Below are 14,773 nucleotides of genomic sequence, written 5' to 3'. Positions count from 1 at the left end.
GATTTACTCTTTGTATCGGGTCAGGTCGGTAGCAGTGAAGATGGTAGCCCTGAACCGGACTTCGAGAAACAGGTAGAACAGGCTTTTAAAAACCTGACTGCTACATTAGCAGCGGCAGGTTGTACTTTCGATGATATTGTCGATGTCACCACTTTTCATACCGATCCTGAACAGCAGTTTGAAAGCATTATGAAAGTTAAGCAGCAAGTATTTAATCAAAAGCCTTATCCTAATTGGACAGCTGTTGGCGTGAATTGGCTGGCAGGTTTTGATTTTGAGATTAAAGTGATTGCTCGTATTCCTACAGCATCTACACCAGTCTAATCATTTGCGTTATTCGCAGTCGCTTGAGTATCTTTTAGAGATTATTCAGCAAGCTTAAACGCCGATTAGGTATAATTTCTTATTCACTATTTTTTGTATCTCCCTTATGGCTGAAAAGTTAATTAATTCTCCTGTAAATCATTGGTGTGAATTTGAGTTCATCTCAAAAACGGTGAAGAATCCCAACATTCATATCAAAGGGAATTATTCGTATTATTCGGCCTATTGGGATCAGGGTTTTGAGCGCTGTGTAGTGCGTTATTTACATGATAAGCCTGCAACGCCTGAGAAGCCGATTGATCAGCTCTATATCGGCAATTTTGTCTGCTTTGGCGCTGAATGCGTGATTATGATGGGTGGCAACCAGTTGCACCGCACTGACTGGATTTCAGCGTTTCCGTTCGATACACGCAGTTTTGTGCCTGCTGGCGATACTGTTATTGGCGATGGCTGCTGGATTGGCTCACGTGCCATGATTATGCAAGGCGTGAAGCTAGGCGAAGGTGCTGTAGTGGCGACAGGCGCAGTCGTGACCAAAGATGTGCCACCTTATGCTGTTGTCGGTGGCGTACCTGCAAAAGTCATTAAATACCGTTTCCCTCAGGAAGATATTGAAAAACTGCTTTCCCTTAAAATTTACGATATTGATGAAAAGCAGTTTTTAAAAATGCGTGATCAGTTACAGACGGATGATGTTAATCAAATCAGAGAGGCTTTAAGATAATTTAATACAGATTGTGTTCAATATAATTTTTAAATTGAGAGGAAAATTCCTCCTCTCCACCATCAACTCCATACAAATTGTAGCCTAATAAAACATCATTTTGATCCCCTTGAGTTTCTGCATCCTTTAATGCCTTAATTAAACTTAATATCTCAATATTTTTGTAATTAAATTTTGATTCTATTTTATTTTCAAAGTTCTTAAAGTCTCTAGTAGTTAAACTTTTTAAAACATTTAAACTATCCATAGGCTCATATCCATTTAAGAAAGTATAAAAAATATTAATCATTTTTTCTTCTAGGTTATGCGCCCCTTGCATTAATGCTACTATTAAAAACATATCACTTTTTCGATCTTGCTTAAGCAAAGCAAATTGATTAATTACTTTTTTCAATTCTCTTGCTGTTTTATATTGCCTATGTTGCGACATATAAAACGTAAAACATATGTCATCAGAATAAACCCCAACCTGCTTCAACAACTGTGCTATTTTTTCATAGTGCAGGTAGAAATCCTTACCAGGATAAGAAATTTGTGGTAAAGGAATGCTAAAATCTATAAATTTATCCAGATAGTCTTCATTTATATTTTCATACCCATAATGAGTATTGATGATTTGCTTTAAATTGTCTTTATGCACAACTAAAACAAAAACAATTTTCGGAATATCAAAAAAGTGCTTAATTCTTTCAATCAATCGAATTGCAAAATCAGGACGACAACGGTCTAATTCATCAATAATAAAAACTAAAGGTTTATCTAATTTATCGACTGTTTCTGATAAATGTTTTTTAAAATCTAATAAAGTATTTTTTTCTGCTTCATGATTAGCAATTTTATTTTGAATACTTTCTTTAATTCGATCACTTGCTTCCTCAGACAATATATCTATTTCATCTTTTGCACTTTCATAACCTTGTTGTAGAACACCACTTAATAACCCCGCTCCGACTAAATGAAGCCCAAGTGTTAAAGCAACTTTAGGTAGCGAAGGAAGTAAGGTAGTTCCTACAGATGCTGATAGTTCAATTAATTTTTTTACTCGCCTTTTCGTACTTTTATCTTTCTTTAAAATATTCGAAATTTCAGATGTAATAACTAAAAAAGGATCATCTAAATAATCATTTGCGAAAGCATCTAAATAAATCACATTGTGTGGAATTTCAGTCGTTTCTAAATGACGTTTCCAGTTTCGAACAAACCATGTTTTTCCTTCACCCCAACGTGCATCTAAAGCCAATACAGCACCACATTGCAAGCGATCAACATAACGCTCTAATTGTAATCCTAGACGTCTTCTATCCCAAAGGTCTCCATCCCATGCAATCTCAATATTTTCATCATTATCTTTATGTAGATTTATTTGTGTCTTCAGCATTACTTTTTAAATACAGTTGCTTATTTAAAATGATCTTATCATTTTAATTTTCTTTAGGCATAAAAAAACCCACTCAATCGGAGTAGGTTTTTTCAGAATATGGTGGCTATGACGAGACTTGAACTTGTGACCCCCGCATTATGAGTGCGGTGCTCTAACCAACTGAGCTACATAGCCTTAAACTGTGCGCGCATTATGGGATTTTCTGTAAATCACGTCAACCCCATATTGTGCTGTTTGATCAAAATTTGTTGAAGTGAGCCGATAAGCCGGGTTCTGTCGTGAACGATCATTCCTCTAGGCGCACAATCACTCATGCGCTCAAGCGACCTACCCGAATCCAGCATGGGCCATGCCTAATGGATTCCTATTTGGTCTTGCTTCCGGTGGGGTTTACCTCGCCATGAACTGTTACCAGCCATGCGGTGCGCTCTTACCGCACCCTTTCACCCTTACCTCCGATTCCGATTGCTCGAAAACATAATGAAGGCGGTCTTCTCTCTGCTGCACTTGCCGTCGGTTTGCACCGCCCAGGCGTTACCTGGCACCTTGCCCTATGAAGCCCGGACTTTCCTCCCCTGCTTCAATCACGGAGATCTCCACAGCAGCGATCGTCTGGCTCACTTCGAGCGGCATAGTATCAAATATCCAGACTAATTGCTTGATGTTTTTTGAGCAGTCAGTTTTTCATACTTGGCTTGCAGCTGTTCCTGCGTTTCAACATGATTCGGATCCAGTGGAATACAATCCACTGGACAGAACAACTGGCACTGCGGTTTGTCATGATGTCCGACGCACTCTGTACATAAGTCCGGGTTAATCTCATAGATGAGTTCCCCCATGAATATCGCCTCATTCGGGCATACAGGTTCACAGACATCACAATTAATGCATTCATCGGTGATATATAAAGACACGCTACCAACCTTGTTGAAGTTTACGCTCGAAGGCGGCAACCACGTTTGGTGGTACAAACTTGGTCACATCACCTCTTAATCGAGCAATTTCACGCACCAAAGTGGATGAAATAAAAGAATATTGCTCTGAAGGGGTTAAAAACACCGCTTCAAAGTGGGAGTCCAGCTGACGGTTCATATTTGCCAGCTGAAATTCGTACTCAAAATCAGACACTGCACGCAAACCACGCAATACAGCAGTCGCCTTTTGCTCACGGAAAAAATTGACGAGCAAACCGTCAAAACCTACAAATTCAACATTGTCCAAATGACTCAATGACTCTTTCGCCAATGCGACACGCTCTTCCAGACTAAATACCGGATTTTTATGATGACCGATGGCAATGGCTACCACGACTTCATCAAACATTCGCGCTGCGCGGGTTACCAAATCAATATGTCCATTGGTAATTGGATCAAAAGTCCCCGGATAAATCACACGAGTTTTAGACATCCATTTGTACTCTGTTTGTTATGTAGAATCTTATTTTAGCAAAAACTTGTTTTTTTGGTGAATAATCCTCATTAATTTAAAAAACTTCACCTTATTTCTAGTTGCGGTACAATAGCAGCACGTTTGGAAGTATCAGATTATGGCGAAAGCATCTATTGTAGTAAAAAAAAATAATGGCGGTACCATTGCACTGAATAAACGTGCCCGCCACGATTATTTTATTGAAGAGAAATTTGAAGCGGGGCTTTCATTAAAGGGCTGGGAAGTCAAATCAATGCGTGCCGGTCGCATGACCATTGTCGAAAGCTATATTACCTTTAAAAATGGTGAAGCGTTCCTGTTCGGTGCTCAGGTTCAACCTTTACTGAGTGCTTCGACACACGTTGTACCTGAAGCAACCCGTACTCGCAAGCTGTTGCTGAACCGCCGTGAAATTGAAAAGCTGATGGGTGCAATTAACCAGAAAGGTTATTCCTGCGTACCACTGGCCTGTTACTGGAAAGGTCCACATGCCAAGCTGGAAATTGCCTTGGTGAAAGGTAAGCAGTTACACGACAAACGTGCTACTGAAAAAGACCGTGACTGGCAACGTGATAAAGCACGAATTTTCCATAAATAATGGATTAAAAATTGAAGATAAAAAAAACCTCCACATTCGGAGGTTTTTTTATAACTTTAAGCTTTGCCGCCCAGTCTTGCCAGAGTCAGGGCAATATATTCACCAAACCAGAGCGCGGTTTTTAAATCCCCTTCAGGTGGAGTAACTTCAACCGGCGCATTATCCGACTGGGTCATTAAACCCAAAAAGCTCGACATCCGGTTCAGGTCCGTCACTGCACGTCCTGTTGGCATTAATGGCAATCCACTCCATAGCATACCGTGCTGCATGGCAAACAAGTTGATTTGCTGCAGGACCGCCAGCTTGTCGCCACTGAGTCCGCCACCATTGGTAAAGGCGGCTGCCAGTTTGCCCTGCCAAGTACGTGCCAACCAGCGCTTGGAAGACTGTTCCATAAACAGCTTCATGGCAGCGGTCAGACTACCCATATAGGTCGGACAGCCAAATACAATTGCATCCGCGGCGTCTAGTACATCCCAGTCTATATGTTCGACATTCATCACATACACCTGAACACCAGTTTCTCGCGCACCATCGGCAATAAAATTTGCCACTTTAGCCGTGTGTCCATAAGGACTATGATAAACAATCGCAACAGATTTGGAAGATAGGGACATAACGCTCAAAAGCCAAAAAATTCAGTTAAGTTTAACATTTTCATGCCATAAACACGAATGTCGCCATACGCCCTGTTTTTGGCTCACGGCGATAAGAAAAATATTCATCCGCCTGACGATAAGAACACTGATCACCACCCAGTACGGTTTTGATCCCATGCTGATTCAGGATATAACGTGCAATCGCATATAGATCAGCATAGTGCTTACCTGCCTGTTCCCCTGCCTGAAATGCACTGTCCAGCTCAGGATATTTGGAACAGAATGCAATTTTCACTTCTTCGCCAATTTCAAAACAGGGCTGGCTAATTGCCGCACCGAGCCAGGCCCAGGTCGGCGGAGTTTGCATGGCTGCGATGGTATTTTCGACAATCCCACCCGCCAGACCACGCCAACCAGCATGCAAATTGGCAACTTCTGTGCCATCCGGATTACCCAATACCACCGGCAAGCAGTCTGCAGTCATCATCATCAAGGCATGCGCCTTACGCTGAGTCACCAGACCATCTCCGACCAGTGCGGTAAATGGCATCTGCTCGTTAATGGTATGACAGATGGTGCTATGTGTCTGGGTCATCCAGGTAATTTTATCTACGCCAAAGGCAGCGAAATCTTGCAGTAAAGCCATACGATGCTGTTGTACCCGTTGCGCATCATCCTGCACATGCAAGGCCAGATTAAAACCTGCAAGCTCAGGCTGTGCTGATGACTGTACTTTCGCATGATGAATGCGGGTCTGGCCCACATACACACCTTGTGGAAGTCCTGGTACAAATTGCATCTCGATTCCTTGCTTTGACGCGAGCTAAATAAAAAGATTAATAGGCTTTGTTTTCGGTGCGCAGCACTTCAATCAGATTGGCAAAGTCTTCCGGCCACGGCGCTTCAAAGGTCATTTCTTCTTTGGTGCGCGGATGAGTTAGACCGAGTTTCGCTGCATGCAAGGCCTGACGTTTAAAGCCACGTAAAGTATCATCTAGTAATTGTGATGCACCTGCAGGCATACGTACACGCGGCATATATACCTGATCGCCCACCAGGCCAAAGCCGATATAGCTAAAATGTACACGAATCTGATGGGTACGACCAGTTTCCAGACGGGCCTGGACACGGGTGAAATGCTGGAAACGCTCTTTGACGTTGTAATGCGTGACTGCATCCTTCCCGCCTGGCAGAACAGCCATTTTCACACGATCCACCGGATGGCGCTTGATCGGCTCATCAATGGTGCCACCAGCAATAATGTTGCCGTAAACTACGAGGTCATACAGGCGATATACTGATTTCTTCTCAAGCTGTTTGCTGAGAGAGAACTGTGCTTCCAGATTTTTGGCAACCACCAACAGACCGCTGGTGTCTTTGTCGATACGATGTACCAGACCTGCACGCGCCAGTTCAGCCGATTTTGGATAATGATGCAATAAAGCATTGACCAAGGTGCCCGAGGTATTTCCGGCACCCGGATGTACCACCATACCGACTGGTTTGTTGATGACCATAATGTCATCATCTTCATAGATAATGTCCATTGGAATATCTTCCGGCAGACTGCGCGTTTGCGCTTCAAGCTCGACATTTAAGGTCAGGGTTTCAAAACCATCACTTTTAAATTTAGGCTTAACCGGTTGACCATTCACCAATAAATTGCCATCTTTAATCCATTGCTTTAATTTTTCTCGAGAAAAATCGCTCCAGACCATTGCGGCAATCTGGTCGATACGTTGCCCGATATAAGTTTCATCCAGTTGAAATTGCAACGATAAACGTGTTGCAGTTGCTTCTGAAGTATGGTTATCTGCATCCTCAGAATCTTCAAGTAAATTGAAATCAGTATCAGGGATATTAGAATTGGAAGATTGTGCTTGACTCATTTGCTCATTCAGACAAAAGTGGTTTAATAGTGCAATTGTAGCTCATTGCCCGTATTAACAGAGGAATTTTTATGTCGCTACCACATTATAAAATGACAATGCTTGCTGTGACATTAGGCATTGCATCGGCAATGGTAGGCTGTAGCAGTAATCCAAAAAAAGAAGTCGTGGATAAAGGTCCGGAATCTAGCGAACAGGTTTATATTCAAAAAGCACAGAAAGCGCTAGATCGTAATCAATATACCGATGCAGCAAAACAGTTAGAAGCGCTGGAAACTTATTTCCCGACCAGTCAGTATGCCCCGCAAGCGCAGCTTGAACTGTTGTATGTGAAATTCCAGCAAAAAGATTATGAAGGTGCGGTTGCACTGGCAGAGCGTTTTATCCGTCTGAACCCGCAACATCCGAATGTCGACTATGCCTACTATGTACGCGGTGTCGCCAATATGGAACAAAACTATAACGGTCTGCTGCGTTATACCTCGCTGAAACAGTCGCATCGTGATGTCAGCTACCTGAAAGTGGCTTACCAGAATTTTGTTGATTTCATTCGCCGCTATCCATCTAGTACTTATGCAGTGGATGCAGCACAGCGTATGCAATTTATCGGTCAGGAACTGGCTGAGCATGAAATGAATGCAGCACGTTTCAACATCAAGCGTAAGGCATATCTGGCAGCAGTTGAACGTGGCTTGTGGGTGATTGAACATTATCCTCAAACTCCGCAGATTCCAGAAGCACTGGCAACAGTCGCTTATGGCTATGATCAGCTAGGTGATAAAGCGACTTCTCAGCAATATGTGGATGTATTAAAGCTGAATTATCCGAATCTGGTGAAATCAGATGGTACGGTGAATCTGCGTGCAGCGCGTAGCGAAAGCAGTTTCTTTAACCGCGCGACACTGGGTATTTTTGGTAAAGAAGCCAAGACTGTAACCGACACCGATACACAATCGGATATGCCAGAAACTGAAAAGCGCAGCATCACCAATCGCATTTCATTTGGTTTGCTGGATCGTCCTAAAACGGCTGAATAAAGCTAAATAAGTCCGGCAGCATCAGCAAGACAGCGCGTTACAGGTGCATTTTCCTCAAGGGCAAGGTATCATACTTGCCCTTTTGCGTTGTCCAGCCAAGGCTTGAACAAAACATGCAAAAGGTATACAAAGGAACTTGAAATATTCAATGTTCAACCAGACTATTTTCAGTGATTTAGACCTTAGATATCAGCACGAGAAGCTCAGCAGACCATGGCCATTCCTCAACATACGATTGATCAGATTCTCGATCGCACCGATATTGTCGATGTGATTGGTCAATTCGTAAAACTGAAAAAAACGGGTCGTACCTATTCAGGCTGCTGCCCTTTTCATCAGGAAAAATCACCGTCTTTTCACGTCTATCGCGATAAACAGTATTTTCACTGTTTTGGCTGTCAGGCCAATGGTAATGCCATCCGTTTTTTAATGGATATTGGCAGCCGTAATTTTGTCGAAGTGATGAAAGACCTGTCCAGTCAGACCGGCATCGAACTGCCTAAAGACAATACCGATTCGAATAAATTAAAATATAAACGTGAAGCAGCCAAGCCCAAAATTGCGCCTGCTCAAGCTATACCACAAGTTCAGCCGCAACAAAATAATGCTCCAACAGAAAATAATAGTGCTGCATCTACGGCGAGTTTTGACCCATTTGCAGAGTTTCAGGCAGCCGAACAAGACTTTTACGGCGACCCTTTTGCTTCTTTTGAACATTTGCCCATGGCTGAAGTTCAGCAAGACGGCAACCTCTACGACCTGCTGGAAAATATTGCACAGTTCTATGAGCGCCAACTACCGAACAGCCCGAGTGCCCAACAATATTTTAAGCAACGTGGTCTGACTACGGAAACCATAGCCTATTGGCGCTTAGGCTATGCGCCTGAAGACTGGCAACATCTGGAAAAAGCCTTTCCTCAGGATATTGAAGGCCTAAAACTCCTCGGTCTGATTCGTACCAGCGACAGTGGCCGTGACTTTGACCTGCTGCGTGAGCGGGTCATTTTCCCAATCCGTGATACCAAGGGGCGTGTAGTTGGTTTTGGTGGTCGCGCACTCAATGACGAGATCAAGCCGAAATACATCAACTCGCCAGACTCTGAGGTCTTCCATAAAAACCAGTTGCTGTATGGTCTGTATGAAGGGCGCAAGCAGAAAGCTCAAGAATGGCTGATGGTCGAAGGCTACATGGATGTGATTGCGCTTCAGCAATATGGCATTCATGGCGCAGTGGCGACTTTAGGGACAGCGAGTAATACCGACCACCTGAACATTCTGTTCAAGCAGAACAACCGGCTGACCATTGCCTTTGATGGGGATGCTGCCGGTCAAAAAGCGGCGCGCCGTACTCTGGACATTGCCCTGCCCCTGCTGAATGATGGCCGAGAGCTGAAGTTCTTTGTCTTGCCCGCTGACCATGACCCAGATTCATTGATCCGCCGTGAAGGGATAGAAAACTTTAGACGCTTGCTGGAACAGGCACCGCTGATGTCGGACTTCGTGTTTGCCCACCTGACCCAAAATCAGGATATCACCACCCCTGAAGGCAAAAGTCAGGTCATGGGTGAACTGAAAAATCTGACCGAGTTACTGCCCAAACACGGTTCATTCCGTTATTTGCTCCAGCAATTTTTTCGGGAAAAACTAGGCTTTAACCGTAAATGGCAACCTAAGGTCAATACGGATGCGTCCTTAAGCTTTAGCACTAAAATTGATGCTGAAGAATATGTGATTGCGATCTTGATGAATCATCCTTATTTGTATATTCATTTTGAACCGCTGCGTGCGCTGGTGGCGGAAGATCAGTTGCTGTTTAAAATTCTGAATATTCTGAATGTGATTTTTGATGACCTGCCGGATGATCCTGAACTGTCGATCTATTATGTGCTCGGTGCCTGCGCAGCACATCATCATGAACTGCAGCATATTCTGCAGCATGCCAATGTCAGCGATTACACCTCATCACCGGAACAGGCCGACAAACTCGCGGCTGATTTTTCGACCAAGCTGCAATATCAGTGTTTAAAAAACAAGATTAAGTCAAAGAAATTTAGCAGCATTGCTGAAATGAAAAACCTGAAAATGCAGATTTATGAGATTGATCGCAAACGCTCGATGACCCTGTTAGAAGACTAATTTTCCACACCATTTATTCTTTTGAATCAAAGGAGGTCGGGGCTAGCTCACAGTACTATTTACAAACTTTTCGAACCATCTAGCTGGGGTTGTATACTGACGTGTATATCAGAAAATAACCCATAACCCGATCATGCTGATTAAAGTGAGTGCCTGGATTTACGACGCTTCGCAACTACATTACCCAGTTCTTCCTGCAACAGCTCAAAATAGGCAGGATCTTCCGCTTTGGCTGCTTCACGCAGCACAATAGAAGTTGGATGCAACAGTTTTTGGGTCAAACGATGTGAAAACTCGGCCAGTACAGTATCTGCCTTTTCACCTTTGGCAATTCGTTGCATTGCCAGTGTCAATTCTTCCTGACGTAAAGTTTCACCATGATCACGATAGGCATGAATGGTCGCCCCGGCCTGTTTGACCTTCTGCTGGGTCATCAGTTCTGTAGCCAGCTGATTGACCATGATCTCGGCTTCAACCGCCGCTTGACGGCGCTGTGCCAGATTTTCCTCAATCACGCTTTGCAGGTCATCGACACCATATAGATAAACCCCGTCCAAGCTTTCTACTTTGGCATCAATATCACGCGGTACTGCCAGATCGACCAGTAGCATCTGCTGGTAACGGCGTTTCTTTAATGCTGCCTTGACATCAGGATAGTGAATCACCTGATGCAAACTGCCGGTACAACTGGAAATGACATCAGCACGATGCAGATTTTCTGCAAGCTGATCAAAGTCTATAATTTCGACTTCAACCCGATGTGCAATTTCCTGCGCCAGAATATCCGCACGTTCACGGGTACGGTTACAGATAATGATCTTGCCCACCCCCATCTCTGCAAGGTGTTTGGCCACCAGACTGTTCATCTCCCCGGCTGCTACCACCATAATGGTCAGCTTGTCCGGATGACTAAATACTTGCAACGCCAGTTGCGCCACCGAATAGCCCATCGAGACCGCATGACTGCCGACAGCCGTTTCTGAACGCACGCGTTTAGCGGCATAAAAGGCATATTCAAAAATTCGGTTGAGATTGCGCGACACCGTATGGGAGTCTTTGGCCAGAGAAAGTGCCGTTTTGACCTGTCCCAGAATTTGTGGTTCACCGAGCATCAGTGAATCCAGACCACTGGCGACACGCATCAGATGCGTTACTGCCTGGGCATTTTCATAACGATAGACATGATGTTGCAGTTGTTTGACATCCACCCCATTTTTCTGGGCGAGCCAGTTCAGCACCATGTCAGCATTTTGAGACATGGCGTAAACTTCGGTCCGGTTACATGTAGACACCACCACCATGTCATTCAGTTCAGGGTGTTGGCTTTGCTCGGCAAGAATGGCACTTAACTTTTCAGGGTTAAAAGCCACTTGTTCGCGCAGTTCTACAGAGGCAGTTTGATGGTTGACACCCAATGCAAAGAAAGACATATCAGGTCATCATTTCACTAAATTTATGCTATTGTGCAACATCGGTGTCATAAAAAGCATTACTTGGATCAAGAAAAAATTGCGTCAAACAATCAGCCGTATCAACGGCCCTACAATTAAGCAATATTCTACCACATTCCTACTGGTGGGTAGCATGGCTTCGACTGCACATCTCTATGCAGCGGAAGCAGTTTACCATGCAAATCAAAATTATGATGCGATAAAACAAAGTATGATGGCCGAGTTTGCTATCGCTGCACACGACATTCCGACCGCTTTGCACAACTATACGGTGCTGGCGATCAAGAGCAATTCCACTTCAGTCAAGCAGCGTGCGCTGAATGTCGCACTAGAACATGATAATCTACAGGCGGCACTAGATATCTCCACGCACTGGGTGGTACAGGAGCCACAAGATGTCCCCGCTTTATTTTATTTATCACATATTGCCCTCAAAGCGCATGAATATGAGCTGGCCGCAGAAACCTTAGAAAAAATCCTGCAAATTGATGACAGCGCCGATCTGGAAGAAATTCTCGCCGGAATTTCACCAGAAGGCACAGAAGACCGCAGTTATCTTATTCAGGCCTTAAGTACCACTAAAGCCAAGGACAATCCGTCTATTCTGGTGCTAGTGGCCGGGCTGGAAGCACAAAATGGTCAGCTCGAACAGGCTTTAAATACAGTTAACCGCGCCTTAAAAAAACGGCCGAATGCAACCGGCTATATCCTGATGAAAGCCAATCTGCTCAATGCACTCGGCGATACTCAGGCCACGCTGCAATGGTATGAAAAATCCAGCCGTAAAAACCGCAATAATCTGGATGTACGTCTGGCCGAAGTCAAATATCTGGTCAAGCTGAACGAAGCAACTTTGGCGCTGAAAAAACTGCAGGATATTCTAAAAAAATGGCCGACTGCCGAAGAAGCCCTGTTTATTGCCGGACTGACCAGTATTGACTTAGAAGAATACGAGAAGGCCGAAAAATATCTGGTCGAACTACGTTATTCTGCGCAATATCAGAATGAAGCCTATTATTATCTGGCAGTGAATGCAGAACGCAAACAGCATTATGAAACGGCTAAAGCCTATTATCGTTTGGTCGATGGCAGTCTTTACACCGTCTCACGTCGCAACATGATCTCGATTTTCGCCCAGCAGGATAAATTACATGATGCACTACGTTTCTTGACTCAGGAACGAGTCAATTATCCGCAACATGCCAGCTTCCTTTATCTGGCCCAGGCGGATATTTTGACGCGCATGCAGAACAAAAAAGCCGCCATTCGCCTGCTGGAAGAAGCCAGCAAAAACCTGCCGGATGATCCTGAACTGGTCTATTCGCAAGTCCTGTTGCTGGACCCCCATCAGGATCGCCACAAGCTGGATGAATTACTCAGCACTTTACTCAAAATCGAACCGAACAGTCCAACCTATCTGAATGCCTATGCCTATACCCTGGCGATGCAGAACCGCCGTCTCGAAGAAGCACGCCGCTATGTCGAACAGGCACTGGAATATGCACCGGAACAGGCGTCCATTCTGGATACCTATGGTTATATCTGTTATTTACAGAACGACTTCGCCACAGCTGCGGACGTGTTATACAAAGCCTATCAGTTGAATCCGAATGTGAAGATTGGGGTGCGTTATGCTCGGTCGTTGTACATGAAAGGTGATCTACAACAATTCCACCAAGTGTTACAACAATTACAACAAAACCATCCAAATGCCCCAGAATTGAAACAACTTAATTCGCTATTGTTAGCACCACAAACCAAAACGAGTTAATTTATTTATGCGCAATTTGAGCCAATTGGGCTGCTGTGCCTTTGTAGCCACTGCTTTATTTTTAACTGGCTGTCAGCAGATGATCAAGCCACAAACGCCTGCCACTCCGGCTGTACAGGCAGAGAATCAATTTCAACTGCAAGGTAAAATTGGTGTTCGCACCCCTCAACAGACTGGCAGCGCATTCTTTACCTGGGTACAACAGCAGGAAGAATTTGATATTGAGCTCAGCGGTATCTTAGGCGTCGGTAAAACCCAGATTTCTGGCACACCGGGACAAGTGACCTTAAACAGCGCAAAAACCGGTGTGATTCAGGCAGCCAGTGCCGAGGAATTACTGCAACGCGCAACAGGCTGGCAAGCGCCGATCAGTTATTTAGTCGATTGGGTACAAGCCCGCCCTGCCACCACGACTGCCAAATTACAAAAAGACGATACGCAGCGGATTAACCAGATTATCGAACAGGGCTGGACGGTCGATCTCAATTATAATGCGCAGGCCAAAATGCCAAACCGTTTGATTTTAAAGCAGTCACTTGGAAATGGTGCAGAAAACCGTATTACAATGATCATTGAAAACCGTTAATTGACCTGATTCCAGCCTATGATGATTCGTGTTCCCTCGCCTGCTAAACTGAATTTGTTTCTACATATCACCGGTCGCCGTGAAAATGGCTATCATGAGCTGCAAAGTATTTTTCAGCTGATTGACCTGTATGACTGGCTGGAGTTTGAACAAAGCACTGATGATACGATTCAGATAGAAGGTCTGGCCTCAGTCGATCTGCAACAGAATTTAATCTATCGGGCGATACAGTTGTTGAAGCCCTATGCCAAAACGCCCTCCGGGCTAAAGATTCGTCTGGAAAAAAATATCCCGATGGGTGCAGGTCTCGGTGGCGGCTCTTCCAATGCAGCGACGACCCTGATTGTGCTGAACCAACTCTGGCAGTGCGGCTTAAATATCAAACAACTGGCAGAACTTGGGGTCAAGCTAGGCGCAGATGTGCCAATATTTGTGCATGGTAAAAATGCCTGGGCCGAAGGCATTGGCGAACACTTAACATTCATAGACTTAGATCAAAAAAAATTCATTGTGTTAAAACCTGATTGTTTTATCAGCACTCAACTGCTTTTTTCGCAAAAAGCATTGACAAGAGACACGAAGAGCTCTAAATTTTGCGCCTATCAGGAAACGCCATCTGATTTTGGAAATAACTTTGAGCCACTGGCAAGAAGCTTATATCCTGAAGTAGATGAAGCAATGCAATATCTCGACCAGTTCGGAAAAGCAAAGCTTACAGGTACAGGTGCTTGTGTGTTTATTGAAGTCACTGAAAATCTGAATATCGAAGATATTCTTGCAAATGCACCATGTAAAGCTTACCTGGTCAACAGTTTACAAGAATCACCTTTAGTTCAGTTTAAAGTGTAG

General features: G+C 44.2%; 15 protein-coding genes, 1 tRNA gene and 1 other RNA gene. 8 read left to right on the top strand and 9 right to left on the bottom strand.

From position 1 onward, the window contains the following. Window positions 1-324 (top strand): RidA family protein (locus WAK81_RS09875; RefSeq protein ID WP_422196664.1); only part of this gene is annotated, 324 nt, incomplete at its 5' end. 106 nt (window positions 325-430) lie between these two features. Further along, window positions 431-1,048 (top strand): CatB-related O-acetyltransferase, encoded by a 618-nt coding sequence (locus WAK81_RS09870; protein ID WP_422196663.1) that lies wholly within the window; start codon window positions 431-433, stop codon window positions 1,046-1,048. A gap of 1 nt (window position 1,049) precedes the next feature. On the opposite strand, the gene WAK81_RS09865 is transcribed toward WAK81_RS09870, so the two are convergent. From WAK81_RS09865 to coaD, 5 genes are all read right to left on the bottom strand, one after another. Further along, complete coding sequence (locus WAK81_RS09865; RefSeq protein WP_422196662.1) at window positions 1,050-2,426, bottom strand: KAP family P-loop NTPase fold protein; 1,377 nt, start codon at window positions 2,424-2,426, stop codon at window positions 1,050-1,052. 100 nt (window positions 2,427-2,526) lie between these two features. Beyond that, a tRNA-Met gene (locus tag WAK81_RS09860) sits at window positions 2,527-2,603 on the bottom strand. 72 nt (window positions 2,604-2,675) lie between these two features. After that, window positions 2,676-3,053, bottom strand: an RNA gene (gene rnpB, locus WAK81_RS09855) — RNase P RNA component class A. A gap of 26 nt (window positions 3,054-3,079) precedes the next feature. Next, complete coding sequence (locus tag WAK81_RS09850) at window positions 3,080-3,343, bottom strand: YfhL family 4Fe-4S dicluster ferredoxin (protein WP_422196661.1); 264 nt, start codon at window positions 3,341-3,343, stop codon at window positions 3,080-3,082. A 1-nt stretch (window position 3,344) separates the two neighbouring features. Beyond that, on the bottom strand, window positions 3,345-3,836 hold the full coding sequence (coaD, locus tag WAK81_RS09845) for a pantetheine-phosphate adenylyltransferase (RefSeq protein WP_004280585.1): 492 nt from the start codon (window positions 3,834-3,836) through the stop codon (window positions 3,345-3,347). Window positions 3,837-3,975: 139 nt separating this feature from the next. Between coaD and smpB the strand changes: the two genes are divergently transcribed. Beyond that, the gene (gene smpB / locus WAK81_RS09840) at window positions 3,976-4,455 is read left to right on the top strand and encodes an SsrA-binding protein SmpB (protein WP_004280586.1); all 480 of its coding nucleotides are present in this window, start codon (window positions 3,976-3,978) and stop codon (window positions 4,453-4,455) included. 56 nt (window positions 4,456-4,511) lie between these two features. On the opposite strand, the gene WAK81_RS09835 is transcribed toward smpB, so the two are convergent. From WAK81_RS09835 to rluD, 3 genes are read right to left on the bottom strand one after another with little or no spacing between them, the layout of a single operon-like run. Further along, window positions 4,512-5,072, bottom strand: a complete 561-nt coding sequence (locus tag WAK81_RS09835) for a flavodoxin family protein (RefSeq protein ID WP_422196660.1) — start codon at window positions 5,070-5,072, stop codon at window positions 4,512-4,514. 40 nt (window positions 5,073-5,112) lie between these two features. Further along, entirely contained in the window at window positions 5,113-5,853 is a 741-nt protein-coding gene (pgeF, locus tag WAK81_RS09830; protein WP_422196659.1) for a peptidoglycan editing factor PgeF, read from the bottom strand. A 37-nt stretch (window positions 5,854-5,890) separates the two neighbouring features. Further along, the gene (rluD, locus tag WAK81_RS09825) at window positions 5,891-6,943 is read right to left on the bottom strand and encodes a 23S rRNA pseudouridine(1911/1915/1917) synthase RluD (RefSeq protein ID WP_422196658.1); all 1,053 of its coding nucleotides are present in this window, start codon (window positions 6,941-6,943) and stop codon (window positions 5,891-5,893) included. A gap of 71 nt (window positions 6,944-7,014) precedes the next feature. Here rluD and WAK81_RS09820 point away from each other — a divergent pair, with 71 nt between their 5' ends. Beyond that, window positions 7,015-7,980, top strand: a complete 966-nt coding sequence (locus WAK81_RS09820) for an outer membrane protein assembly factor BamD (RefSeq protein WP_422196657.1) — start codon at window positions 7,015-7,017, stop codon at window positions 7,978-7,980. A 213-nt stretch (window positions 7,981-8,193) separates the two neighbouring features. After that, a complete protein-coding gene (locus WAK81_RS09815) occupies window positions 8,194-10,116 on the top strand; it encodes a DNA primase (RefSeq protein WP_422196656.1) in 1,923 nt (640 codons plus the stop codon). A 140-nt stretch (window positions 10,117-10,256) separates the two neighbouring features. Here the strand turns inward: WAK81_RS09815 and hemA are convergent, their stop codons facing one another. Continuing rightward, window positions 10,257-11,546: a glutamyl-tRNA reductase gene (hemA, locus tag WAK81_RS09810; protein ID WP_422196655.1), complete on the bottom strand. Its 1,290-nt coding sequence runs from the start codon at window positions 11,544-11,546 to the stop codon at window positions 10,257-10,259. Between the two features lie 79 nt (window positions 11,547-11,625). On the opposite strand from hemA, the gene WAK81_RS09805 reads away from it, so the two are divergent. From WAK81_RS09805 to ispE, 3 genes are read left to right on the top strand one after another with little or no spacing between them, the layout of a single operon-like run. After that, window positions 11,626-13,338, top strand: coding sequence for a tetratricopeptide repeat protein (locus WAK81_RS09805; protein ID WP_422196654.1), 1,713 nt, complete (start codon window positions 11,626-11,628; stop codon window positions 13,336-13,338). Between the two features lie 7 nt (window positions 13,339-13,345). Continuing rightward, complete coding sequence (gene lolB, locus WAK81_RS09800) at window positions 13,346-13,924, top strand: lipoprotein insertase outer membrane protein LolB (RefSeq protein WP_422196653.1); 579 nt, start codon at window positions 13,346-13,348, stop codon at window positions 13,922-13,924. A gap of 21 nt (window positions 13,925-13,945) precedes the next feature. Beyond that, on the top strand, window positions 13,946-14,773 hold the full coding sequence (gene ispE, locus WAK81_RS09795; RefSeq protein WP_422196668.1) for a 4-(cytidine 5'-diphospho)-2-C-methyl-D-erythritol kinase: 828 nt from the start codon (window positions 13,946-13,948) through the stop codon (window positions 14,771-14,773).

This window comes from Acinetobacter sp., assembly GCF_049284435.1.
Lineage (GTDB): Bacteria > Pseudomonadota > Gammaproteobacteria > Pseudomonadales > Moraxellaceae > Acinetobacter.
The sequence above is the reverse complement of the archived record's forward strand: the minus strand, read 5'-3'. Positions and strand labels throughout refer to the sequence as shown.